Annotated in this window: 21 protein-coding genes and 1 tRNA gene; 8 read left to right on the top strand and 14 right to left on the bottom strand. The window is 57.5% G+C overall.

Annotation, left to right across the window (positions count from 1 at the left end):
* Window positions 1-84: 84 nt before the first annotated feature.
* The 4 genes from Z947_RS0119235 (at window position 85) to Z947_RS0119220 (ending at window position 4596) form a co-directional block, all read left to right on the top strand.
* Window positions 85-1101, top strand: coding sequence for an amino acid ABC transporter substrate-binding protein (locus Z947_RS0119235; RefSeq protein WP_025045908.1), 1017 nt, complete (start codon window positions 85-87; stop codon window positions 1099-1101).
* Window positions 1102-1236: 135 nt separating this feature from the next.
* Window positions 1237-2481, top strand: coding sequence for an amino acid ABC transporter permease (locus Z947_RS0119230; RefSeq protein ID WP_025045907.1), 1245 nt, complete (start codon window positions 1237-1239; stop codon window positions 2479-2481).
* Between the two features lies 1 nt (window position 2482).
* Complete coding sequence (locus tag Z947_RS0119225) at window positions 2483-3781, top strand: amino acid ABC transporter permease (RefSeq protein WP_025045906.1); 1299 nt, start codon at window positions 2483-2485, stop codon at window positions 3779-3781.
* 47 nt (window positions 3782-3828) lie between these two features.
* A complete protein-coding gene (locus tag Z947_RS0119220; RefSeq protein WP_025045905.1) occupies window positions 3829-4596 on the top strand; it encodes an amino acid ABC transporter ATP-binding protein in 768 nt (255 codons plus the stop codon).
* Window positions 4597-4628: 32 nt separating this feature from the next.
* Here the strand turns inward: Z947_RS0119220 and Z947_RS0119215 are convergent, their stop codons facing one another.
* The 11 genes from Z947_RS0119215 to rpmH form a co-directional block, all read right to left on the bottom strand.
* On the bottom strand, window positions 4629-5120 hold the full coding sequence (locus Z947_RS0119215) for a SixA phosphatase family protein (RefSeq protein ID WP_025045904.1): 492 nt from the start codon (window positions 5118-5120) through the stop codon (window positions 4629-4631).
* A gap of 2 nt (window positions 5121-5122) precedes the next feature.
* The gene (locus tag Z947_RS0119210; RefSeq protein WP_025045903.1) at window positions 5123-5776 is read right to left on the bottom strand and encodes a hypothetical protein; all 654 of its coding nucleotides are present in this window, start codon (window positions 5774-5776) and stop codon (window positions 5123-5125) included.
* Entirely contained in the window at window positions 5773-6636 is an 864-nt protein-coding gene (argB, locus tag Z947_RS0119205; RefSeq protein ID WP_025045902.1) for an acetylglutamate kinase, read from the bottom strand. The genes Z947_RS0119210 and argB overlap by 4 nt, the downstream gene beginning before the upstream one ends.
* A gap of 13 nt (window positions 6637-6649) precedes the next feature.
* Entirely contained in the window at window positions 6650-7300 is a 651-nt protein-coding gene (yihA, locus tag Z947_RS0119200) for a ribosome biogenesis GTP-binding protein YihA/YsxC (RefSeq protein ID WP_025045901.1), read from the bottom strand.
* Entirely contained in the window at window positions 7300-8037 is a 738-nt protein-coding gene (locus Z947_RS0119195) for an MOSC domain-containing protein (protein WP_025045900.1), read from the bottom strand. The genes yihA and Z947_RS0119195 overlap by 1 nt, the downstream gene beginning before the upstream one ends.
* Window positions 8037-9896 (bottom strand): membrane protein insertase YidC, encoded by a 1860-nt coding sequence (gene yidC / locus Z947_RS0119190; RefSeq protein ID WP_025045899.1) that lies wholly within the window; start codon window positions 9894-9896, stop codon window positions 8037-8039. The genes Z947_RS0119195 and yidC overlap by 1 nt, the downstream gene beginning before the upstream one ends.
* Before the next feature lie 241 nt (window positions 9897-10137).
* Complete coding sequence (locus tag Z947_RS0119180; protein ID WP_025045898.1) at window positions 10138-11679, bottom strand: putative bifunctional diguanylate cyclase/phosphodiesterase; 1542 nt, start codon at window positions 11677-11679, stop codon at window positions 10138-10140.
* Window positions 11680-11795: 116 nt separating this feature from the next.
* A complete protein-coding gene (gene ttcA, locus Z947_RS0119175; RefSeq protein ID WP_025045897.1) occupies window positions 11796-12623 on the bottom strand; it encodes a tRNA 2-thiocytidine(32) synthetase TtcA in 828 nt (275 codons plus the stop codon).
* A 56-nt stretch (window positions 12624-12679) separates the two neighbouring features.
* The gene (gene yidD, locus Z947_RS0119170) at window positions 12680-12901 is read right to left on the bottom strand and encodes a membrane protein insertion efficiency factor YidD (RefSeq protein WP_025045896.1); all 222 of its coding nucleotides are present in this window, start codon (window positions 12899-12901) and stop codon (window positions 12680-12682) included.
* Entirely contained in the window at window positions 12898-13323 is a 426-nt protein-coding gene (gene rnpA, locus Z947_RS0119165) for a ribonuclease P protein component (RefSeq protein WP_025045895.1), read from the bottom strand. Before rnpA ends, yidD begins: the two co-directional genes overlap by 4 nt.
* A 22-nt stretch (window positions 13324-13345) precedes the next feature.
* Window positions 13346-13480, bottom strand: a complete 135-nt coding sequence (gene rpmH / locus Z947_RS0119160) for a 50S ribosomal protein L34 (RefSeq protein ID WP_025045894.1) — start codon at window positions 13478-13480, stop codon at window positions 13346-13348.
* A gap of 297 nt (window positions 13481-13777) precedes the next feature.
* Between rpmH and Z947_RS0119155 the strand changes: the two genes are divergently transcribed.
* The 4 genes from Z947_RS0119155 to Z947_RS0119140 all read left to right on the top strand — a co-directional run bounded on the left by Z947_RS0119155 (window position 13778) and on the right by Z947_RS0119140 (window position 17554).
* The gene (locus Z947_RS0119155; protein ID WP_025045893.1) at window positions 13778-14521 is read left to right on the top strand and encodes a TVP38/TMEM64 family protein; all 744 of its coding nucleotides are present in this window, start codon (window positions 13778-13780) and stop codon (window positions 14519-14521) included.
* Entirely contained in the window at window positions 14518-15936 is a 1419-nt protein-coding gene (locus Z947_RS0119150; RefSeq protein ID WP_025045892.1) for a dihydrolipoyl dehydrogenase family protein, read from the top strand. Before Z947_RS0119155 ends, Z947_RS0119150 begins: the two co-directional genes overlap by 4 nt.
* Window positions 15937-16013: 77 nt before the next feature.
* Complete coding sequence (locus Z947_RS0119145; RefSeq protein ID WP_025045891.1) at window positions 16014-17408, top strand: sensor histidine kinase; 1395 nt, start codon at window positions 16014-16016, stop codon at window positions 17406-17408.
* 69 nt (window positions 17409-17477) lie between these two features.
* Window positions 17478-17554, top strand: a tRNA-Arg gene (locus Z947_RS0119140).
* Between the two features lie 172 nt (window positions 17555-17726).
* Here the strand turns inward: Z947_RS0119140 and Z947_RS0119135 are convergent.
* From Z947_RS0119135 to Z947_RS0119125, 3 genes are read right to left on the bottom strand one after another with little or no spacing between them, the layout of a single operon-like run.
* Window positions 17727-21035 (bottom strand): error-prone DNA polymerase, encoded by a 3309-nt coding sequence (locus tag Z947_RS0119135; RefSeq protein ID WP_025045890.1) that lies wholly within the window; start codon window positions 21033-21035, stop codon window positions 17727-17729.
* Window positions 21035-22579, bottom strand: coding sequence for a Y-family DNA polymerase (locus Z947_RS0119130; RefSeq protein WP_081781184.1), 1545 nt, complete (start codon window positions 22577-22579; stop codon window positions 21035-21037). Before Z947_RS0119130 ends, Z947_RS0119135 begins: the two co-directional genes overlap by 1 nt.
* The gene (locus Z947_RS0119125; protein WP_025045888.1) at window positions 22470-23168 is read right to left on the bottom strand and encodes an ImuA family protein; all 699 of its coding nucleotides are present in this window, start codon (window positions 23166-23168) and stop codon (window positions 22470-22472) included. Before Z947_RS0119125 ends, Z947_RS0119130 begins: the two co-directional genes overlap by 110 nt.
* Window positions 23169-23284: the final 116 nt, after the last annotated feature.

Raw genomic sequence — 23284 nt, 5'->3', positions numbered from 1 at the left:
AGATCCGTGATGTATCGCCTCCGGTGCTTACACACACCGGTTCAACCGCCCATCAACGTGGCGGATTATCAGGAAGAGGTAACAATGAATAAATCTGTACTTTTCGGCGCAATGACAGTCGCCGCTCTGGCAGCTGGCGCTGCTGCTGCAGGGACACTTGACGACGTAAAAGCACGCGGCAAGCTGAACTGTGGTGTAACAACCGGTCTGGCCGGTTTCGCGGCACCAGATGCCAATGGCGAATGGAAAGGCTTTGACGTTGCGGTATGCCGCGCGGTTGCCGCCGCCGTTCTGGGTGACGCAACAGCTGTAGAATTCGTTCCGACAACCGGTAAAACACGCTTTACCGCGCTGGCGTCCGGCGAAATCGACATGCTGGCCCGTAACACCACGTGGACCCTGTCCCGCGATGTCGACCTCAAGTTCGATTTCGTTGGCGTAAACTACTATGACGGCCAAGGCTTCATGGTTCCAAAAGAACTGGGCGTTTCATCGGCCAAGGATCTGGACGGCGCGACCGTTTGTATCCAGACCGGTACAACAACCGAGCTGAACCTCGCGGATTTCTTCCGTGCCAACAACATCAGCTATGAGCCGGTGCCAATCGAAACAAACGCCGAAGGCACACAGCAGTACCTTGCTGGCGCATGTGACACATACACGACAGACGCATCCGGTCTGGCGTCAACACGTGCCACATTCGAGAACCCGGGCGAGCACACGTTGCTGCCGGAAATCATCTCGAAAGAGCCACTCGGCCCGCTGGTTCGCCACGGCGACAACGAATGGGGCGACATTGTCCGCTGGACATTGAACGCACTGATCACAGCTGAAGAGCTGGGCGTTTCCTCTGCCAACGTGTCCGAAATGACATCAAGCACAACCAACCCTGAAATCGCGCGCCTGTTGGGCAGCGAAGGGACATTGGGCGAAATGCTGGGTCTGGACGCAGATTGGGCCAAGCGCGCAATCGAAACACAGGGCAACTATGGTGAAATCTTTGCCAAGAACATCGGCGAAGACACACCAATCGGTCTGGCCCGTGGCCTGAACGCACAGTGGACAGACGGCGGCCTGCTTTACAGCCCTCCTTTCCGTTAAATACAACTGCCAGAGGGCGTGGAACATTCCACGCCCTCTGCGCATTTTGCTTGGACGACCAACAAACACACTTGGCACGGGCGCGTTTAACGCGCTGATAAAAATCAACGGCCAAGGTTTACGGGGAAATTTCTGATGTCGACAACCACTGACCCTCAAGGGGGTACATTCCGGCTATCTATGCTGCTGAATGATTCGCGGTATCGGTCGCTAACGTTGCAGGCCATCGCGGCCATCGTGCTGGCGTTGGCCATCTTCCAACTTTATTCAAATCTGGCGGAAAACCTGCGCATTGCGGGGCTTAACATTTCCTATGCGTTCTTGGGAACGCCTGCCGGATATGACCTTAACCAGACGCTGATCGATTATAACAGCCAGTCCAGCAACTTGCGGGCGGCGATGGTCGGTATCCTGAACACGCTTTTGGTGGCGGTTCTGGGGTGTATCACAGCGACGGTATTCGGTGTGATCGCCGGTGTTCTGCGTTTGTCGAACAACTGGCTGGTCAGCAAACTGATGGCCTTTTACGTTGAGATCTTTCGCAACATCCCCGTGTTGATCTGGATCATCATCATTTTCACAATCATGACCGCCGTGATGCCCGGCCCGAAACTGTACTTGGGTGCAGAGCCGGAGCGCGAATTGCTGGCTGGTCTCTTTGCCTTTACCAACCGCGGCATCTACGTGCCGGCGCCTTTCTTTACCAGCGGCTTCGGTGGGGAAGAGGGCAGCGGGTTGAACTGGTTGCTGGTCATCGGGGTGCTTGTCGCCTCCTTTTTCGCGACGCGTTTCGTGACGGCGAATGCCAATGCGAAACAGGCCGAAACCGGTGTGCGCCCCAATACGCTATATACCAATATTGCCATCTGGATTGTGCCGGTGGCGGTTCTTTTGTTCATCCTTGGCCTGTCGTGGGATATGCCTGATCCGCTTGCCAACCGGTTCAACCTGCGTGGCGGGTTGCAAATCGGTGCGCCGCTGATCGCGCTGTGGTTTGCCTTGTCGATCTATACCGGTGCTTTTATCGCGGAAAACGTCCGTGCCGGCATTCAGGCAGTGTCAAAGGGCCAGACCGAAGCGGCATCAGCATTGGGCCTACGCCCCGGTCGCACGATGAGCCTTGTCGTTCTGCCCCAAGCCCTGCGGGTGATCATCCCGCCGCTGATCTCGCAATACCTCAACATCACCAAAAACTCGTCTTTGGCGATTGTTGTGGGTTACGCTGACATCACAGCAACGCTGGGTGGCATTACATTGAACCAAACCGGACGTGCGATTGAATGCGTTCTGTTGTTGATGGCCTTCTATCTCATCATCTCGCTGCTGATTTCGACCGGCATGAACATCTATAACAACGCCATGAAACTGAAGGAGCGCTGAGATGTCAGACACACATTCACACTCCGTTGCCTTTGTCCGTACCGAGACCATTCCGCAATCGGCCCCCCCGTTGACAGAGGCGGGTCCGTTGAAATGGGGTCGTGACAATCTGTTTGCCACGCCTGCAAACGGTGCCCTGACGCTGATTGCGCTTTTCGCCATCTATCTGATCCTGTCGGCCACTGTGCCGTGGATTGTGAACGGCGTCTGGAATGCCGGCAGCCTGTCGGAATGCCGTGAAATCCTTGCCGGTACAAAAGGTGCATGTTTCGCTGTGCTTGCCGATCGCTGGGACCAGCTGATTTTTGGATACAGCTATCCGGCGGATGAATACTGGCGGCCTACGTTGGCGTTTGTTTTGATGCTGGTAGCGATAGCGCCCGTACTGTTCTTTGATTTGCCGCGCAAGCTGTTGATCGTCACCGCCTTGTTTCCGTTCGTTGCCTTCTGGTTGATCTGGGGCGGCACCATCTGGGCACCTATCTTTGCCATGATCGGTTTCGTTGTCGGCTATTTCGTCTACGCACGTTTTGTCACGCGCAGCTTTGCAATCGGATTTTTCGGTGGCATCGCGGCGGCGATGGTCACGTGGTGGATCGCGGGCTTTATCGTGCCCGCCCTGACACCGGAAGAGACATTCCTGTCGGCCGTGCCTTCACGTGATTTGGGCGGCTACATGCTGAACATGATGCTGGGGGTGACCTGCGTATCGCTTTCCCTGCCTTTGGGCATCGTACTCGCATTGGGGCGGCAGTCCTCGATGCCGCTGATCAAATACCTTTGTGTGATCTTCATCGAGTTCATTCGCGGTGTGCCACTGATCACCCTGCTGTTTGTGGCAAGCGTGATGTTGTCCTACTTCTTCCCGCCGGAACGCACGGTCGATTTGTTCATCCGCGTTGTGATTATGATCACGATGTTCTCGTCGGCCTATATTGCCGAGGTGATCCGCGGCGGTCTTGCGGCCCTGCCAAAGGGTCAATACGAGGCGGCGGATTCACTGGGGCTGGATTATGCACAGGCGATGCGCCTGATCATCCTGCCGCAAGCGCTCAAGATTTCCATCCCGGGGATCGTGAACATCGCGGTGGGCCTGTTCAAAGATACCACGCTGGTTTCGGTTATTTCGATGTTCGACATCATCGGCATGATCCGTGGACCGATCCTTGCCTCGACCGACTGGGCGGGCCTGTACTGGGAATTGTTCCTGTTTGCTTGTGCTGTTTTCTTTGTCGTTTGCTACGGCATCTCACAATATTCGCAGTGGCTGGAACGCCGCCTTGCGACAGATCACCGTTAAGCTGCGCCTAGAGCGCAAAGCGACAACGCATTAAAAGGAGGCTGAAAATGGCCGAAGCTGCAAAGATGAAAGTGTCGGACGAAGTCGCGATTTCGATCCAGAACATGAACAAATGGTACGGTTCCTTCCACGTGCTGCGTGATATTGACCTGACAGTGTATCAGGGCGAGCGCATCGTGATTTGCGGGCCGTCGGGGTCGGGGAAATCGACGCTGATCCGCTGTATCAACGCGCTGGAAGAACACCAGAAAGGGTCCATTACCGTGGATGGCACGCTGTTGTCCTCGGACCTTAAAAACATCGACAAGATCCGGTCCGAGGTTGGCATGTGTTTCCAGCACTTCAACCTGTTCCCACATCTGACAATCCTTGAGAACCTGACATTGGCCCCGATCTGGGTGCGTAAAACGCCCAAGAAAGAAGCCGAAGAAGTGGCGATGCATTACCTTGAAAAGGTGAAGATCCCCGATCAGGCGAACAAGTTCCCCGGCCAGTTGTCAGGTGGTCAGCAGCAGCGTGTGGCGATTGCGCGGTCTTTGTGCATGAAGCCGCGGATCATGTTATTCGACGAACCAACATCGGCGCTGGACCCCGAGATGATCAAAGAGGTTCTGGACACGATGATCGAGCTTGCCGAAGAAGGCATGACGATGCTTTGCGTGACGCACGAAATGGGTTTTGCCCGTCAGGTCGCGAACCGCGTTATCTTTATGGATGAAGGTCAGATCGTGGAGCAGAACGAACCCGAAGAGTTCTTTAACAACCCGCAGTCCCCACGGACGCAGTTGTTCCTGAGCCAGATTCTGGGCCACTGAACCTGTGGCGGGGTGAACCCCGCCCTACGGCATTAAAGATCGCGCGGCACTGTAAAGTGTCGCGCGTTTGCGTTTCCCCAGTCCGCCTGTGACCAGTCCGCGATGTCGAAGTCTGCCACCAGTGTTGCGCCGCTGGGATAGGCCGTGAATTTGGGATGCGCGGGCAGTGATTCCAGTATTGCTTCGGCCGTCATGCCGATGCCGGGGTTATGGCCGATCATCAAAACACAATCACCCTTTGCCTCCTGCAAGGCGTTTAGGATCACCTCTGCGGGTGCGAGGTAGAGCGTGCGCAGAAACTGTGTGTCGATTTCGGGGGGCAGGTTCAACCGCTTGAGCGTTTCGGTGGTGCGTGCCGATGTACTGCTCAGCACTTGGTCCGGGACAATTTCATGGCTCGACAACCATCCGCCCAATGCTGCCGCTGCCTTGCGCCCGCGCGGATTCAGCGGGCGGTCATGGTCATTGGCGGGGCCACCGGACCAATCGGATTTGGCATGGCGCATCAGGATCAGACGTTTCATTCTCAGGCTCCTTTGAACTGGCGCATGTGATAGGCGGATTGTGCCGGCAAACGGCCAAACTTCTGTGACACAGGGCACGCCCTGCGCACATTGCATCCGGTCGCAAGGTTTTCTGCGCCCTCGGGTGTGCCCAAAAACGACTTACACAGCGGCACGTCATACCCTGCGGGGGTCAAGGCGCCTGACTGGCATGCGGTCTTGCACGGTTGCGAGATGCAGCGCGCACAGGGCGGCGGCGGTGCCGGCGGCAACTCAATGTGATCATAAAGCGCCAAAGCGCCGCGAAAGGACACGAACAGCCCCGCTTGATCGTGTACCAGAAATTGCACCGGTGACGCGTGAATACGCCCCGTGCGCAACGCCCAGGAATAGAACGGCTGAAAAGGGGCACCGCCAAACGGGTAGAGCGGTTGCGCGTTCAACCCGGCGGCCAAATCTGTGATGACGCGTGTCGACCAGCGGTCCATAGGATCAGGTGCGCCGTCTTGCCATTCAGGGGAGCGCGTGAAGGCGGGCCAGAATACCGGTTCGTCCGGTCCCAGTAACACCAGTGTCTTGCAGCCCTCAGGCGTGTTGTCGGTCGTTTCTGGGTGGAAGCCACCAAGCACTGTCAGGTGGCGGGCCTTGGCGGTCTGTTCAAGGGCCGCAAAGTTCATCCGCGCCGGATGATGCTGCCTGCACCATGTTCGGTGAACAACTCTAGCAGACAGGCATTGGGCGCGCGCCCGTCCAGAATAACCGCAGCCCGCACGCCACCGGCCAATGCATCAAGCGCGGTCTGCGTCTTGGGAATCATACCGCCGGCAATACTGCCATCGGCAATCATTGCGTCGATTTGCGAAGCAGACAGTTCGGTCAACACATCGCCCTCGGCATTTTTGACGCCGGCCACATCGGTCAACAACAACAACCGGTCGGCCTGTAGCGCAGCGGCGATGGCCCCGGCAGCGGTATCGCCGTTGATATTAAAGGTTTCGCCATCCGTGCCCATGCCAAGAGGGGCAATGACGGGGATGATGTCCTTTTCCGCCAGATCACGCAGGATACGGGGATCAATTTTGACCGGCTTGCCTACAAGTCCCAATTCGGGATCTTCGGGTTCACAAATGATCAGGCCGGAATCCTTACCCGACAGGCCAACCGCGCGGCCACCCTGTTCGGAAATCGCCTGTACGATTCGGGAATTTACCAGACCGGACAGCACCATTTCGACCACTTCCATGGTTGCGGCATCTGTCACACGCTTGCCATTCTTGAAGTCGGATTTGATATTCAACCGGCCCAGCATGTCGTTGATCATCGGTCCGCCGCCATGGACGACAACAGGGTTCACACCGACCTGCCGCATCAGGGCGACGTCGCGGGCAAATTCATCCATCGCTTCGTCGCTGCCCATGGCGTGACCGCCCAGTTTGATGACAACTGTGGCGTCGGCGTAGCGTTGAAGATAGGGCAGGGCCTGTGACAGCGTCTGTGCGGTGGAAATCCAGTCGCGGTTCATGTCTTGGGTTCTCATGGCTTGTCTTGGGTTATTCGAGTGTGGCGATGATGGCACGAAGCGTCGGGATGCCCCAGCCTTTTTCCGATGAGGTCACCACAATTTCGGGATAGGCAGCAGGGTGTTTTGACAGCGCGCCGCGTACCTGATCCAGCACTTTCTCGCGGTCGACTTCCTTGACCTTGTCGGCCTTGGTCAACACGACCTGAAAGGTCAGCGCGGAACTGTCCAGCAGGCTCATGATTTCTTCATCGACTTTTTTCACGCCGTGGCGTGCATCAATCAGCAGAAAGGCGCGGCGCAGGGTTTGGCGCCCGCTCAGGTACTGTTTTAACAACCGTTGCCATTTTTCGACGACCGGAATGGGGGCGTTGGCATAGCCATAGCCCGGCAGATCGACGAGGTAATGTGCGTCAGCAGCCGTGAAAAAATTGATTTCCTGTGTACGGCCGGGGGTGTTTGAGGCCCGCGCTAACGCTTTCATGCCGGTCAAGGCATTGATCAGCGTGGATTTCCCGACATTGGAACGACCGGCAAAACAAACTTCCATCCGGTCAGGGTCGGGCAGGCCATCCATGGCGACCACACCTTTGACAAAAGCGGTTTCACCGGCAAACAGCAGGCGGCCCTTTTCCAAGGTTTGCGGATCGGGTTCTTCGGCCACGGGAAAGGCGAGTTGCATCACAAAAGCTCCAGTTGGTCGCCAACGGCAATCTCGCCGCTTTGCGTTACTTCGACATAAACGCCGAAATCCTGATGGCCAAGGATGTTCAGCGCCCGCAGGGTATCGACGTCGCGCGCACCGGTTTCAGGATTCGCTGTTGTGGCCTTGCACCGCTTGATACGTTCCTTGACGCGCAGCACGGCACCGCCCAAGGCCAGATCACGATCAAGCCACTCGAATTCATCCCAGGCGGCAGCACCGGCAAACCAGATGTTGCCCCGCCAGCGCAGGTGTGAGAGCGCGGATTGTGCCAAAGCTTCGACGGCACGATGGGAGGCGACGCTGTTCAGAGAGATCGAGGCAAAAGGCGCATCGGTAAATCCGCGTCCGACCAATTCCATCACCTGTGCAGGCAAGGCGCGATCTTGTGGCACAAGAGGCATGACCCAAGCGATCAACTGTTCTGCATCGCGCATCGGGTGGATGGTCAACGGGTCACGGTCGGGATGGGTCAGGGTGACGGTATCCGTCGCGTCGTCCAGCACGGCATTGATGGCTGCAAGCTGGGGCGCTTTCGATCCGATGCTGAAATTGGCGCATGGGGCCCATTTCGTCCCGTCGGCTTTGGCATTGTCATGCGCCACCGCCCAGCGGCGGTCGTTGGGCATGGACTGACCGGCTTCCAGCCGCACCCGATCCATGGCTTCGCGGCCATGGCTTTTGATCGGATGCCGGTAGAGCGCCGTAACTTGCATCACTTTTTGTTCTTGCCGGACGGTGCTTTGGGCGCGTTGGCGGCATCGGGTGCCTTGTTGCGTTTAAAGCTGCCTTTGATGTTGCCCATCAGGTCGGGTTTGTAGCCCTGACTGCGCATGATCAGATATTGCTGGGTAAATGTGATCGTGTTGTTCGCGATCCAGTAGACGACCAGCCCGCTGGCAAAGCTGCCGAGCATGAACATGAAGACCCAAGGCATCCACGCAAAAATCATCTGCTGGGTCGGGTCGGTGGGCGCCGGATTGAGTTTCTGCTGCAACCACATGGATATGCCCAGCAAAAGCGGCAGGATACCGATAAAGACAAGCGCCATGATGCTGCCGGGTTCCGGTGTGCCCCAAGGTGCGAAACCGTAGAAGTTAAAGATCGACGTTGGATCAGGGGCGGACAGATCTTGGAAAACGCCGAACCACGGGGCGTGACGCAGTTCGATTGTGACAAAGATCACTTTGTAGAGCGAGAAGAAGATCGGAATCTGCAAGAGGATCGGCAGACAACCCGCGGCGGGGTTCACCTTGTTCTTCTTGTACAGCTCCATCATGCCTTGCTGCATCTTTTGACGATCATCGCCTGCGGCTTCCTTGAGCTTTTCCATCTCTGGCTGAAGCTCTTTCATTTTGGCCATGGACACATAGGATTTATAGGCCAGCGGGAAGAGCACAGCCTTGATGATCAGCGTCAGGCCGATGATGGCCCAGCCCATGTTACCAATCAGTTTGTTGATTTCGTGCAACAGCCAGAAGATCGGCTTGGTCAGGAAAAAGAACCAGCCCCAGTCAATGCTGTCGATGAATTTCGGAACGCCTGCGTCTTCGTAATCGCGCAGGATTGCCCATTCTTTTGCACCTGCAAACAGTTGGGTCGTGACCTCCGTCGATGCACCTGCGGCGATGGTTTGGGTGGGCAGGCGCGTCACCGCACGATAGATGTCGCTGCGGGCGTCATAGGTCAGTGCCTGATCAAATGTTTGCCCTTCGCTTGGGATCAGAATGGCCTGCCAGAAGTGGTCGGTAAAGCCGATCCAGCCTTGGGTCACGTCCTCTTGGACGATGGCCTGACGGCCCCATGCTGGGTCAACTTCGGCTTCGGCAATGTCGTCCCAGTCGGTTTCGGACAGTTCGTCATCCGCGATGGCAACAGCACCTTCGTGCAGAATAAAGAAGTTTTCCAAATCATCGGGCTGTGTGTGCTGAACGATCATCCCGTAAGGTGCGAGAGTGACAGGTGCGTCGCCATTGTTGGTTACGGTTTGCGACATCGAGAACATGAAGTTTTCGTCGACAGAAATTGTGCGACCAAAGGTCTGTCCGGCACCGTTGTCCCAGCTTAGGGAAACAGGGTTGCCAACGCCCAGGATATCGCCCGCGCTGAGTGTCCATTGCGTGTCGGGGCCCGGAACAGCGTTGGCTTCAATGCCCGCGCCTGCGGCCCAACCTTGCAAGGCGTAATAGGCGTCAAGCGAGCCCTGAGGCGACAACATGGTCACGATAGGCGCGCCATCATCGGTCGACGTCCGGTAGCCCTTGAGTTGCAGATCGTCGATCCGCCCGCCCATCAGGGAGATAGAGCCGGTCAGGCTGGGTGTTTCGATCTGAACGCGAGGGGCAGCCTGAAGCGCTTCGGTACGTGTTTGGGGCGCGGTGCTGATCACAGCAGGGGCGTCGCCTTCTGCCGTTACGACAGGAACCGTGGCATCAGCGGGCGTGTTTGCGGTAGTCTGGACCGTGCCGTCGACAGGGGTATCCGGTTCCGGCGGCGGAAAAAGGACGAACCAGATCAGGATCACAACAAAGCTGAGTGCTGTTGCGAGGATAAGATTTTTGTTCTGATCGTCCATGGGGAGAGCCACCTGAATGTCTGCCGAAAACTAGGGTGGTTCAACAGAGTGCAGCCCTAAAGGTCAAGCGGATTCGGGCCATTGGGGACCATATGCCCATTGGTATGGGCGGATATGGCAATGACTTTGCGATGCTGGCGCGCTTTTGGCCTCCATCGGTGAAGCGTGGTTTGTCGCTGGACAGTCGGTTTAACGCACTTGCGAAGAACCTGCGTTGAGGCGACGGTGTATTGGGGGCGCACTACTGGCTTTTATTGTTCATGATGTGGGGGACATCCTCCAGCTTGGTGTTGTGACGGTCAATCCAGTCGAGGGTTTTTTCAAAGGGCATGGGGCGTGCAATGCCGAACCCCTGCACATGATTGCAGCCCAGTTGTGCCAGCAGCACATGTTCGCCCACGGTTTCGACACCTTCGGCGAGAGTTTCAACATCCAGACGTTCGGCCATGGTGAGGATCGCGCTGATCATGCGCTGTTGCTCGGGGTCGCGGTCTGCTTTCATCACAAAGGAGCGGTCGATTTTGATCCGGCTCACCGAGAACCGTCGGATTGAGGCGATCGAGGCGTGACCAGTGCCGAAATCATCAAGGTCAATGCGGCAACCGAGTTCCCCCAAGGCGTTGATATTGCGGGTGATCATATCGTCCGGTGCCGTTGCTACAACTGTTTCCAGTACTTCCACAGCAAGGCGGTTTGGCGTCAATTCGAACCGGTCCAGTTCCCATTGGATTTTGTCAATCAGTTTAGGGTTGTTCAGTTCTGATCCGGCAAAGTTCACGCCCACCTGGGGGACGTCCACACCGGCACCGTCCCATGCTTTGAGTGCGGCAAAGGAGTGATACATCATAACCTCGGCCAAACGCTCAAGCTGGCCCGCCTGCTCAACCGCTGGAAGAAACTCGGCCGGTGATATCATACCGCGATCGGGGTGTGACCAACGGGCAAGCGCCTCGAATCCGGTAATTCGGCCGGTGTCGGTGGAGATTTGCGGCTGGAACCACGGTTGGATTTGCCCGCCCTCCAACGCGCGGACAACTTCATCCCGCAACTCGGCGCTGGCCTTGCTGGCCTGACGCATCTGTTCGGAAAAGGCGCGAATGGCAGAGGGGCCGCGCTTTTGCGCCTCGCGCAGGGCAATTGCAGCCGCTTCAAGCCAATCCGCACCTGTTTTTCCGGGCGCGCGGCTGTGTTGGCAAAAGCCGACGGACGCTGAAATATAGATGCCGGTGCCGTCCACCGAAACCGGCTCCTCAACGGCGGATTGAATGCGACCTGCAAGCTGGATGCAGAGTTCAAGGTCAAGATGACGGACAGGGGCGACACAGATTGCAAAGCGGGAATCACCCATCTGGCCGACCTTGTCTCCCGCACGCAGGGTCGCAAGTATCCTTTCGCCGACACGTTGGGCGACTGTGTCGGCGGCCGCTTGGCCAAAGCGTTCGGCAACCTGTTCGAATTCTTCAATGACCAGAAACAGCGTTGCCGAATGCGCCCCTGTTGCTTGCAACTTCTGATGCGTGTGACTGGTGAATTCTTCAAACACATTGCGCGGCAGAATGCCGGTGTTCACTTCGCCCGTCAGGGCAGTGCGCCCGTGGAAATTGCCGCCGGCCAGATAGAGGACTGGCAGCAAACCGGCCAGCACAACAAGCGCGCCCTCCCCGCCGAACCAGAACGCGGCCAGACACAGCGCAGGAACAAAAGCCAAAGCAGGCGGACCTGTCAGGACAAGCGCAAATCGCTGTCGCAAGCGTTGAAGCGAACGGGGCCAAGATTGCAGCATGGGCCGACTCCTGTAGGCGACGAAACGGCGTCGCAACAGGGGTGAATTTAGCGCCAAAGCAGTGTGCCGTGTGTTAACGCGCCCTCAATGGTTGATCAGAATATGATTAAAATTGCTCAGATACTGCGCCCAAGGCCTGCGAAATCAAACAGTTTTGGGTCCAGAAGGTGGGAGGGCTGTGCGTTCATCAGGGCGCGGAACATGGTCTCGCGACGACCCGGCGTGTTTGCCTCCCACCCATCAAGGATCTGTTTGACCTGTTGGCGCTGCAACCCGTCTTGCGAGCCGCAAAGATCGCAAGGAATAATCGGATAGTTCATCGCACGGCTGAACTTTTCGCAATCTGCTTCGGATACATGGGCAAGGGGGCGGTAAAGCAGCAGATCACCCTCTTCATTCAGCAACTTAGGCGGCATCGTTGCCAAACGACCACCGTGAAAAAGGTTCATGAAAAAGGTTTCAAGAATGTCGTCGCGGTGATGGCCCAAGACAACGGCAGTGCAGTTTTCTTCGCGGGCGATTCGATACAAGTTGCCGCGCCGAAGCCGTGAACACAGTGCACAAAAGGTGCGCCCCTCGGGGACTTTATCCATGACGATGGAGTAGGTGTCGCGGTATTCGATCCGGTGGGGCACGCCCATTTTGTCAAGAAACTCGGGCAGAACCGTTGCAGGAAATCCGGGTTGCCCCTGATCAAGGTTGCAGGCGAGCAGTTCCACCGGCAGCAATCCGCGCCATTGCAGTTCGTGCAGCACGGCCAGCAAGGTATAACTGTCCTTTCCACCCGACAGGCAAACCAGCCATTTGCCGCCCGGTTCGATCATCCCGTATTGTTCAATCGCCTCGCGGGTCTGCCGCACAAGACGTTTGCGGAGCTTTTTGAACTCCGTTGTTTGGGGGGCACCGTGAAACAGGGCGTGAATATCGTCGGGTTTGTCCAGCATGTGGCTGGCTTAGATCAAGCGGCAGGCCCGATCAAGCGCCGCCGTGGCGCGACGTGTCAGTCGGGGACATTGTCGATGCCTGATGCCCCCCAAGGATGACAGCGGGCGATGCGCCGCGCGGCCAACCAGCTGCCTTTCAGTCCGCCATGTTTCTCTAGCGATTCCAAGGCATAGGCACTGCAGGTCGGGTGATAGCGGCAGTTGAAGCCGACCCAGGGGCTGAAAACCAGGCGGTAGGCGCGGACCGGCATGGATAGAATGCGGGCAAACGGCGTCATTTCCGGACGCCGTGCAAGATGTCGAGAGCGGCGTCAAAGTCTGCTTGCAGCTGCGTAAAGGGAAGATCCGCCGTCGTCCCTCTGCGCCCGATCAACACATAATCATGACCGGGCTGGCCACGTTGGGTCAGGGCAAGGCGGGCGATTTCACGCAGCCTGCGTTTGGCACGGTTGCGCGCAACCGCATTGCCGACCTTTTTAGAGCAGGTGAACCCGACGCGGACGCGTTCGGGCGGGCAGGTTTCATCGTCGCGACGTTTGCGCATTTGCAGCACAAAACCGGGCTTGGCCACATGGGCCGCCCTTGAGGCGCGCTGAAAATCGGCGCGTTGGGTCAAGACGACCGGACGCGACGAAACCGCCGGAGGTGAATTCCCTCTGGCGGCGTTGTTGCCATCCATTGGGGCCTCCGGCGGTGTCATGTCTTCAACGCAGTGAGACGCTTTACGCGCTCAGCTTGCTCCGGCCTTGGGCACGGCGCGCGTTAATGATCTTGCGGCCCGCTTTTGTGGCCATACGCGCCCGAAAGCCGTGACGGCGTTTGCGAACGAGGTTGCTGGGTTGAAAGGTGCGTTTCATGCGCTCTCTCCATAATGTGTCGGGCTGTCCCGGATTCGCAGGGACAACAGTATTTCAAGCCCGCTCATTACGGGGGTGTCCGGCGCAAGTCAAACCCCATGGCAGGGAAAATGCGCAGATGTGCAACATTTTCCACCACGAGGGCGGTTCGAATGTTTCAATACCGGTTCCAGAACGCGGATACATCACGAAACGGCACACTGGCGTTCAAGCGCCCGTGATCGGGCTATCTTCGCGGGGTCTGGCGGGCCAGTTAGGGTGTAACAACGGATAAAGCGATTAGAAAAGGTGCGATGCATGGGTGATAGAAGTGAAACGGCAACGACAAGGTCCGGCCTTCAGCGGTATTTGCCGCTGATCGCGATTGCTATCGTTGCGGTGATCGGCGCGTTCACCCTGCGGGACTACATCAGTTTTGATGTGCTGCGCGACAATCGCGAGGCGCTGCTGGCCTTTCGGGATGACAACTTTTTGTTGACCGTGCTCATGTTCATAGCGGTTTACGTCGCGGTCGTCGGGTTTTCTCTGCCCGGTGCGGTGATCGTGACGCTTACGGGGGGCTTTTTGTTTGGCACGGTTCTGGGCACAGCGTTCAACGTGACCGGGGCGACGCTTGGCGCGATCCTGATCTTCCTTGCGGCGCGTATGGGACTGGGAAACCGATTGAAGGAAAAGATGGACGCCTCCGACGGGATGGTCGCCAAGGTCAAGAAGGGGATTGATGAAAACCAGTGGTCGATGCTGTTTTTCATCAGGCTGGTGCCGGCGGTGCCGTTCTTTGTCGCCAACTTGATTCCCGCCTTTGTCGGTGTACCGCTGTTCCGCTTTGCGGTTTCTACCTTTCTGGGAATCATTCCAGGCAGTCTTGTCTATACCTCTGTGGGGGCGGGGCTGGGCGAAGTTTTTGCCCGCGGCGAAACGCCAAACCTTGGCATTATCTTTGAGCCGCACATCTTGTTGCCCATACTGGGGCTGACGGCATTGTCCGTGCTGCCCGTCCTGATCAAAGCCGTGACCGGCAAAAAGGAACTTGTGAAATGAACCGGATCAAAACTGACGTTCTTATTATTGGCGCGGGCTCTGGCGGGCTTTCTGTGGCGGCAGGTGCGGCGCAGATGGGGGCGGATGTCGTCCTGTTGGAAGGGCACAAGATGGGGGGCGATTGTCTGAATTACGGCTGTGTGCCGTCCAAGGCATTGATCGCCAGCGGCAAGGCGGCTTATGGCCAGCAACATTCAGCGCAATATGGTGTGGCGGATGCTGCCGGCGTGGTGGATTATGCCGCGGCCAAGGACCACGTGGCCGACGTGATCGCCCAGATCGCACCGGTAGACAGTCAGGAACGGTTTGAAGGATTCGGGATCAATGTGATCCGTGAATTCGGGCGCTTTATCTCTGCTGACGAGGTGCAGGCGGGGGATATGGTGATCAAGGCGCGCCGGATCGTGATCGCAACAGGTTCGTCGCCTCTTGTGCCGCCGATCCCCGGTTTGGACAAAGTGCCCTATGAGACCAATGAAACCTTGTTCGACTTACGTGAAAAGCCCGAGCATCTGTTGATCATCGGCGGTGGCCCCATCGGCATGGAAATGGCGCAGGCACATATCCGCATGGGGTCCAAAGTAACGGTAATCGAAGGCGGCAAGGCCATGGGCAAGGACGATCCCGAACTCGCCGCTGTGGTGCTGGACAGTTTGCGCGACGAGGGTGTCGTGATTGAAGAGGACGCGTTGGCGTCAGAGGTGCGTGGCACAGCGGGCGCAATCGAGGTCGAGGCCAAGGACGGGCGCGTTTTCAAGGGAACCCATTTGCTGATGGCCGTGGGGCGCAAATCCAATACGGACAAGCTGGATCTGGAGAAAGCAGGGGTCGAGCCGAGCAAATCGGGCATTAAAGTCGATGACAGCCTGCGCACGAGTAACCGAAAGGTCTATGCCATCGGGGATGTGGCAGGTGGGCTGCAATTTACCCATGTTGCGGGATATCATGCCGGGGTGATCATCCGTTCGATGCTGTTCGGTCTGCCTTCCAAGGCCAAGACCACGCATATCCCTTGGGCGACCTATACCGATCCCGAGTTGTCCCAAGTCGGGCTGACCGAAGCGCAGGCCAAGGAAAAGCACGGTAGCAAGCTGGAAGTCGTGCGGTTCCACTATCATCATAACGACCGGGCGATCGCCGAACGCAAGACCAAGGGTTTTATCAAGGTGATGGTTGTGAAGGGGCGTCCCGTGGGCGCATCTATTGTCGGCTATCAGGCCGGAGAGCTGATCAACCTGTGGGCCTTGGCACTGGCCAATGGACTGAAAATGAGCCAGATTGCCGCTATGGTTGCACCTTATCCTACAATCGGCGAGATCAACAAACGCGCGGCGGGGGCCTATTTCAGTCCGCGCCTGTTCGAAAGTGATCTGGTGAAACGTGTGGTCGGTTTTGTGCAACGGTTTCTGCCATGACGCGCCGCTGCGGTGTGACAGGGGCGGCGCGCGTCTGCGACGACGCCCCTGCCGCGATTTCAATCCGGTAGGGTAGGATGTTCCACTCTCTTTCCGGCCGGCTTTTGATTCTGACAACCGTCTTTGTGATGATTGCCGAAATCCTGATCTTTGTGCCCTCCATCGCGCGTTTTCGTGAAGATTACATGCTGAACCGGCTGGAGCGGGCGCAGATCGCGTCGCTTGCGCTGTTGGCCGACGACATGCTGGACCCCGAACTGGAAAGTGAACTGCTGCGCAACGCCGAAGTGTTCAACGTTGTGCTGCGCCGTGACGAGGCGCGGCAGCTGGTACTGTCCACGAACATGCCGCAAGCCGTCGCGGAAACCTTTGATCTGCGCGATGCCGCGGCCGTGACCCTGATCCGCGATGCGTTGCGGCGGATGGTCAAACCGGAAGGCGAAATCGTGCGCGTCATCGGTGCGCCGGTGCGTGATGCCGGGTTGCTGATCGAGATCACGATGGAAACCGCCCCGTTGCGCATGGCGATGTTTGATTACGGCAAGCGTATTCTTGTGCTGTCCGCGGTGATTTCCGTGATTACCGCTGTTCTATTGTTTCTGGCACTGCGGGCATTATTGCTTAAACCGATCAAAGGGGTTGTCGGTCATATGCAGCGCTATGCCCGCGCCCCCGAAGATGCCCGCCGCATTATCGAGCCCTCTGCCAGCATTACCGAACTGCGCGAAGCCGAAATGGCGCTGATGACTCTGCAAACCGATTTGACACAGGCGCTCAAGCAAAAGGAGCGCCTGGCGCAATTGGGATCAGCGGTGAGCAAGATCAGCCATGATTTGCGTAACATCCTGACCTCGGCGCAACTGTTCACAGACCGGATCGAAATGTCCGAGGATCCGGTTGTCAAACGTATGGCCCCCAAACTCGTCGGGTCGATCACCCGTGCGGTGCATCTGTGTGAAAGCACGCTTGCGTTCGGTAAGGCCGAAGAGCCGGGACCGACCTTGACCATGGCGCTGCTTGAAACTGTGGTCGAAGATGCGGTCGAGGGTGAAAAACTGGCCAGCGGCGATCATGCGATAAGTTACGCCATCGATGTCCCCGCGGGGATGATGGTGCGTGCGGATGCTGAACAGCTTTACCGCGTGATTTCGAATCTGGTCCGCAATGCCCGTCAGGCTTTGGCGAGCGCCGGGCAGGGCGGCGAAATTTCGGTGCAGGCGGATGAAACCGACAGTGCGTGGATCATCGAGGTGACTGATACGGGGCCCGGCCTGCCTGCGAAAGCGCAAGAGCATCTGTTCACCCCGTTTCAAGGGGGCGCGCGCAAGGGGGGCTCGGGGCTTGGCCTTGCCATTGCAGCAGAGCTGGTGAAAGGCCACGGCGGACAGCTTGTGTTGTCCAGGACGGGCGCTTCGGGCACGCAATTCCGCATGACATTGCCGAAAGGTGACGGCACGATTTACGTCCTTTGATATTTGTGCCGATTTGCATCAAACAGGGGCTTGCAAACCCCAAGCGAGCCAACTAAACCGCCTCTCAGTGGACCGATAGCTCAGCTGGATAGAGTACCTGACTACGAATCAGGGGGTCGGGGGTTCGAATCCTCCTCGGTCCGCCACTACCCGAGACGTTGAAGGTTTCCGATGGTGCGTTAAGCATACTGTCGCGGCATTTCTGCCGATCTTACGATCTCTCTGGGCGATTATTTTCTGTAACATGTCAGTGAGATGGGCGTTCCAGTCGGACGGCGCTGCGCATGCCGGCATAAGGCATGTTGGGCTGAGGTGTTTCTAATGGAAGTCACGTGATTTTGGAATGACCCGCACGTTGCGGGGGTGACCTTTGATACCGACCTGTCCCGGTATCGGGTGGGTTGGATGATCGCCACGTGTCGTGATTGCAGATAAGTGAACATCAGATAGGCCGGACAGGCGGTCGCTACGATCTTGCAGATCATCGGCGACCACGTGGATCACGCGTCCGTCGGTTTGCACGCGGCCTTTGACGACCAATAGTCGCGCGGCCATGATGACGGGGCGATATGCCTTGAACATCTTTGGCCAGATCACAAGGTTTGCAACGCCTGTTTCATCTTCGAGTGTGATAAAGCAAACGCCTTTTGCGCTGCCCGGTTTTTGCCGTATCAACACCAGCCCCGCGAGTGAAACGCGCTGGCCATGCGGCATCTGCGTAAGATCGGATGAGGCCGCAAACCCCTGTTTCCTAAGGCTTGCACGATAGAATGACATTGGATGGGCTTTCAGGGACAACCGCAGCGTTTGATAATCCACAACCACATGTTCGGCCTTTGGCATTTTGGGCAATGTGACCTTTGGGTCAATGCCACGGGAGCTGGCATTCGCATGCGCGAAGATTGGTAAAGTCGGGGCGTCCTTGATGGCTTGCGCTTGCCAAAGTGCCTGCCGTCGATCAATCCCCATAGAACGCATTGTATCTGCCGTTGCCAAAGATCGGGTGGCTTTAAGGTCAAGTCCCGCGCGTTCCTTGATATCTGGAAGATCGACAAAGGGCCTGTCCCGTACTGTCATGATCCGCAAGCTGGCCTCTTTGCTCATGCCATCGACCAATCGCATGCCCAGCCGTAAGGCAAACCCGTTGCCCGAAGGCTCTAACGTGCAATCCCAGTCAGAGTAATTCACATCCACATCACGGACTTCGACCCCGTGATTGCGCGCATCGCGGACGATTTGTGCTGGGGCGTAAAAACCCATGGGCTGCGAATTCAGTAGCGCGCAGGCGAAGGCCGCAGGGTAGTGGCATTTCATCCAGCTGGAGACATAGACCAGCTTGGCAAAGCTTGCCGCATGGCTTTCGGGAAAACCGTATTCGCCGAAGCCCTTGATCTGGTCAAAGCAGCGTTGCGCAAACACGGGATCATAGCCCCGTTCAATCATATTGCCGACCATTTGCGATTGCAGCTGTTCAATCGTCCCGCGTGAGCGGAAGGTCGCCATGGCTTTACGCAATGCATTGGATTGGGCAGGCGTGAATTTTGCGGCGTCCATGGCGATTTGCATGGCCTGCTCTTGAAAAATCGGCACGCCCATGGTGCGCTCCAGAATGTTTTTCAGTTCATTTTGGGGATGCTCGGGCCCGGGGCATGGATAATCGACAGCCTCAAGTCCCTGCCGACGGCGCAAATATGGATGCACCATATCCCCTTGGATGGGCCCGGGCCGTACGATGGCGACCTCGATCACCAGATCGTAAAAAACACGCGGGCGCAATTTGGGCAGCATCGCCATCTGCGCGCGGCTTTCGACCTGAAAGACGCCAAGACTGTCGCCCTCGCACAGCATATCAAATGTGGCCGCGTCGTCTTGTGGGACCGTTGCGAGTTCAAACCGCTGATCGTAATGCGCTTCCAAAAGGTCAAAGCACTTTGCGATGCAGGTCAGCATTCCTAGCGCCAGAACATCCACTTTGAAGATTCCCAAAGCGTTGATGTCATCCTTGTCCCATTCAATAAAGCTGCGCTCTGGCATAGCGCCATTCCCAATAGGGACAATTTCGGTCAAAGGGCGTTCGGTCAGAATAAATCCGCCCACATGCTGGGACAAATGGCGCGGCATTCCGATCATCTGTTTGGCCAGTTTCAAAACGATGCGCAGATAGGGATCGGACAGATCAAGCCCCGCTTCTTTGGCGCGGTCATCGTCCATCTGCCCTTCGAAACTGCCCCATATCGTGCCTGCCAGTTTCGAGGTCACATCCTCGGATAGGCCCATGGCCTTGCCGACCTCACGGATCGCCGAACGCGGGCGGTAGTGAATGACCGTCGCGCAGAGGCCGGCACGATGCCGACCGTATTTGCCGTAGATGTACTGGATCACCTCTTCACGGCGTTCGTGTTCAAAGTCGACGTCAATATCAGGTGGCTCGTCACGTGCTTCGCTGATAAATCTTTCAAACAATACGCTGGTTTCATTGGGGTCCACGGATGTGACGCCAAGACAGAAACACACCGCAGAGTTCGCCGCCGACCCCCGCCCCTGACACAAGATTGGCGGCTGTGCCTCGTGGCGGGCAAAGCGGACGATGTCGTAGACAGTCAGAAAGTAACGGGCGATCTTTTTGCTTTTGATCAATGCAAATTCTTTGTGGATCAGTGCGGTGACATGATCAGGTATGCCATCGGGATAGCGGGTTTTGGCACCGTCCCATGTTAGCTGTTCAAGCTGGGTTTGGGCCGTCTTGCCGGTTGGCACGATTTCATGCGGGTATTCATAGCGTAGGTCGGACAGTTGGAATGTGATCCTGTCAGCCAGTGCGCGTGTAGCTGCAATCGCATGAGGCCAATCGGCAAACAGACGACACATCTCGGCGGGAGATTTCAGGTGGCGCTCGGCGTTTACCCCCAGCAAGAACCCGGCTTTGGGTACAGACACGCCTTCGCGAATTGCGACCATAACATCATGGAGCGGCCGACGATCGGGCGCGTGGTACAGCACATCATTTGTCGCGAGAATAGCCAGACCATATGCGCGGGCCAGCGTATCAAGCCTGTTGATCCGTGCGCGATCATCGCCCCGATAAAGGTATGTCGCGCCGACATAGGCCAGATCAGGTAGCGTTTGAACGAGACGTGGCAGGCCTGCTTCAAACACATCCAGATTTTCCGGTGGCATCACGATCAGATGCAGCCCCCCGGCATGATCGCGCAGCATTTCAAGCGTCAGATGCGTCTCGCCTTTGGTCTGCCATGTGCCATCTGACGTCTGCATTTTGCCGAGCGACAAAAGTGTCGACAGCCGCGCATAGGCCGCGCGGTCTTGTGGATAGGCCAGAAATTGCGTGCCACAAAGCAGCACCAGACGCGCCCCGATCAGCGGATGAATGCAGGCTTTTGCCGCTTCGGTATGGATGCGCACCACACCGGCCAAAGTATTGCGATCGGCAATGCCGATCCGGTCGTAGCCAAGCACGTTGGCCGTTGCGGTTAGATCCACCGCGTCAGAAGCCGCGCGTAAAAACGAAAAGCAACTGGCCAGCCCGAATTCAACATAGGGGCTGGGCGGATTGGGCTTGAAATCCTCAGCGCCCAACGTGCGACGCGGATGTGTTTCCTGTTGCGGCATCAGGCGAAAAACCCATGCATAAACCAGCGTGGATCATCGCCACGCCCGTCATGCAGCACACCTTGGCGGTAGAGCCAAAAGCGACGGCCATCCTGAACCTCGACTTTGTAATAGTCGCGCAAACGTGTGCCGGGGCGGTCGCGCCACCATTCGGGGGCGATGCGTTCAGGTCCTGCATGACGGGTCGATTTGTAAAGCACACCACGCCAGCGAAACTGCGAAGGCGGGCCTTCGGGAACGGCGTAGATCACGCGGACTTCTTCAGGGGGATCAACTATGCGGATAGGGCGCTCGTGCGGCAGTTCGGGCGCATCCGAGGGCCCCCCCTGTAAGGCGGGCACTCGGCCCTCCATACGTTCAGGGATATGGCTTTCGCGCCATGTGGACCACGTGATGTTATCACGGCCCAGCCGCGCGGTTAGCCTGTCCACCAGCCCTGCGATGTCCGCTTGTACGTTACGCTTGCCATCAAGGCTTTGCTGTATGCGCGAAAGAGGTTCGACCTGAATGGCCTCCAGCGTGAGCAAATCAAAGCCAAAACCGGGATCAATGCCATCCAGCTTGCCGTCAAACAAACGCAACAGGTGGGCGGGATCACGGCTGCTGGCGGCGGTTGCCAGTTGCACCGTACGCCATTCGCTATCGATCCTGTAGATCGTCAAACACAGGTGTCGTGCGCCTTGTTCTGCATCGGCAAGGTCATGGCACAGATCCTCAACAAGCCCTTTGAGGTGGGGAGCGGGATCAATCACAGGCTCTGCCAAGCGCGCGCGGACGATGAACTGGATATGATCCGGCGGGGCGTTTAATGGATCAGGGCTTGCCCCGAAGGCGCGGTCCATCAGCATCAGCGGATTGCGATCCGGCGGTATAGCAGAGAACCGTTGCATCAAAGCGGCACGGGGCACAGCGGCAAGTGCGCCGATTTCTTTGAGACCAAGCCTGTTGAGCAAACGCACCATGTCAGGCGTGAGGCGCAAAGCTGCCACGGGCAGTGAGGATAAAGCCGATATCAAATCCTGCTGCGCGGTGATCTGATACTGCGCCCCATATCGCGCCAATGCCTGCGCGGCCCCCGGTGTCGGGGCCATCGCCAACCGCGCAGTCAGTCCTTGAAGCGCAAAACGTTGCACCATATCGTGCAGCATCCGCGCTTCGCCTCCGAATAAATGCGCAGCACCTGTCACGTCCATATAAAGCCCGTCTACGCCGTCCTGAGCCGTCCAGGGACACCACCGCCTGCACCAGTAGACAAGGCGCTGCATGAGGGCCTGATCACCGTCCAGATCAGCGCTCTCGACATGCAAATCAGGATGAATCGCCTGTGCATCAACAACGCGTTCGCCGATGCTGACACCGCGTTCTTTTGCCGCTTGGTTGATGCTGTAGACAACGGGGCCATGCGTGTCTTCACGGGACAAAACCACAGGCACGTCACTGCCCGGCGCGGTCCGATACGCGCTGATCACCCGTTTCCAACGCTCGAAGGTCAGATCGGGGAACCAGACCGAGACGATCTGTGACTCTTGTGGCTTGCGTGTCATATTGCGCCACCCAACGGCCCGGTTCGCGCCCCCTTGCGCGGAACAAATCCAGATCCCACTGCGCCTTTCCGGGGGCATTGGGGTCGTGTGGATTTGGCTGGGACGGCAAGGATGCTACGCGCCATCGTGCGCGGGCCGCACTCAGCACACCGGGGTCGCCACTGCGGATCAGATACAAGGGAATGCCCGACACCTCGGCCCGCATGGCCAATCGTTTGGTGGCTGTGAAGTTCAGCACATTTGGCGCACCATGAACTTCGCCAATCACGGCGGACAAACCCGCGCAAGTCGCCGCTTCTTCCATCGCCCATAGAACATCGCGCGGATGGCTGACCGTAATGCGCAAAATCGGCTGCGTGACCTGAAACGAACGCAGGCCAGCCGCATAAAGCTGACCGTTCTCGCGGCGTGCCGGATAATCCTGCACCCAGACAATGGGCTGATCGGATTGACCCAGTTCTGCCAATACAATGCTGATTGCCCCCGCATCGCCGGTTTTTGCGCACAGCACATCGGTCAGCGCAGGCCGCCCGAAGGTGACCGGCTGCGGGAATGGCAGAATCTGCCCATATGAGGAATCGGTGATCATACACGCACAGTATTGTTCATGTTTTGTTCTCATTTGCAAACTTGTAGTTGCCGTGATTGTTGCAAAGCGCGGTAGTGGTTGCTGCGGGCTTTACGAACTGGCAGTCGGCCGCGGCA

The organism is Sulfitobacter geojensis, from assembly GCF_000622325.1.
Taxonomy (GTDB): domain Bacteria; phylum Pseudomonadota; class Alphaproteobacteria; order Rhodobacterales; family Rhodobacteraceae; genus Sulfitobacter; species Sulfitobacter geojensis.
This window is presented reverse-complemented; position numbering and strand designations above follow the sequence as displayed.

Excerpts from the sequence above, each read along its gene's own strand:
- yidD (WP_025045896.1), bottom strand. The coding sequence starts at position 12,901 with ATGACGCCGTTTGCCCGCATTCTATCCATGCCGGTCCGCGCCTACCGC.
- Z947_RS0119235 (WP_025045908.1), top strand. The coding sequence starts at position 85 with ATGAATAAATCTGTACTTTTCGGCGCAATGACAGTCGCCGCTCTGGCA.
- Z947_RS0119135 (WP_025045890.1), bottom strand. The coding sequence starts at position 21,035 with ATGCCGCAACAGGAAACACATCCGCGTCGCACGTTGGGCGCTGAGGAT.
- ttcA (WP_025045897.1), bottom strand. The coding sequence starts at position 12,623 with ATGCTGGACAAACCCGACGATATTCACGCCCTGTTTCACGGTGCCCCC.
- Z947_RS0119150 (WP_025045892.1), top strand. The coding sequence starts at position 14,518 with ATGAACCGGATCAAAACTGACGTTCTTATTATTGGCGCGGGCTCTGGC.
- rpmH (WP_025045894.1), bottom strand. The coding sequence starts at position 13,480 with ATGAAACGCACCTTTCAACCCAGCAACCTCGTTCGCAAACGCCGTCAC.
- Z947_RS0119210 (WP_025045903.1), bottom strand. The coding sequence starts at position 5,776 with ATGAACTTTGCGGCCCTTGAACAGACCGCCAAGGCCCGCCACCTGACA.
- yihA (WP_025045901.1), bottom strand. The coding sequence starts at position 7,300 with ATGCAACTCGCCTTTCCCGTGGCCGAAGAACCCGATCCGCAAACCTTG.
- Z947_RS0119230 (WP_025045907.1), top strand. The coding sequence starts at position 1,237 with ATGTCGACAACCACTGACCCTCAAGGGGGTACATTCCGGCTATCTATG.
- Z947_RS0119195 (WP_025045900.1), bottom strand. The coding sequence starts at position 8,037 with ATGCAAGTTACGGCGCTCTACCGGCATCCGATCAAAAGCCATGGCCGC.
- Z947_RS0119220 (WP_025045905.1), top strand. The coding sequence starts at position 3,829 with ATGGCCGAAGCTGCAAAGATGAAAGTGTCGGACGAAGTCGCGATTTCG.
- Z947_RS0119125 (WP_025045888.1), bottom strand. The coding sequence starts at position 23,168 with ATGATCACCGATTCCTCATATGGGCAGATTCTGCCATTCCCGCAGCCG.
- Z947_RS0119155 (WP_025045893.1), top strand. The coding sequence starts at position 13,778 with ATGGGTGATAGAAGTGAAACGGCAACGACAAGGTCCGGCCTTCAGCGG.
- Z947_RS0119130 (WP_081781184.1), bottom strand. The coding sequence starts at position 22,579 with ATGACACGCAAGCCACAAGAGTCACAGATCGTCTCGGTCTGGTTCCCC.
- yidC (WP_025045899.1), bottom strand. The coding sequence starts at position 9,896 with ATGGACGATCAGAACAAAAATCTTATCCTCGCAACAGCACTCAGCTTT.
- Z947_RS0119145 (WP_025045891.1), top strand. The coding sequence starts at position 16,014 with ATGTTCCACTCTCTTTCCGGCCGGCTTTTGATTCTGACAACCGTCTTT.
- Z947_RS0119215 (WP_025045904.1), bottom strand. The coding sequence starts at position 5,120 with ATGAAACGTCTGATCCTGATGCGCCATGCCAAATCCGATTGGTCCGGT.
- argB (WP_025045902.1), bottom strand. The coding sequence starts at position 6,636 with ATGAGAACCCAAGACATGAACCGCGACTGGATTTCCACCGCACAGACG.
- Z947_RS0119180 (WP_025045898.1), bottom strand. The coding sequence starts at position 11,679 with ATGCTGCAATCTTGGCCCCGTTCGCTTCAACGCTTGCGACAGCGATTT.
- Z947_RS0119225 (WP_025045906.1), top strand. The coding sequence starts at position 2,483 with ATGTCAGACACACATTCACACTCCGTTGCCTTTGTCCGTACCGAGACC.
- rnpA (WP_025045895.1), bottom strand. The coding sequence starts at position 13,323 with ATGACACCGCCGGAGGCCCCAATGGATGGCAACAACGCCGCCAGAGGG.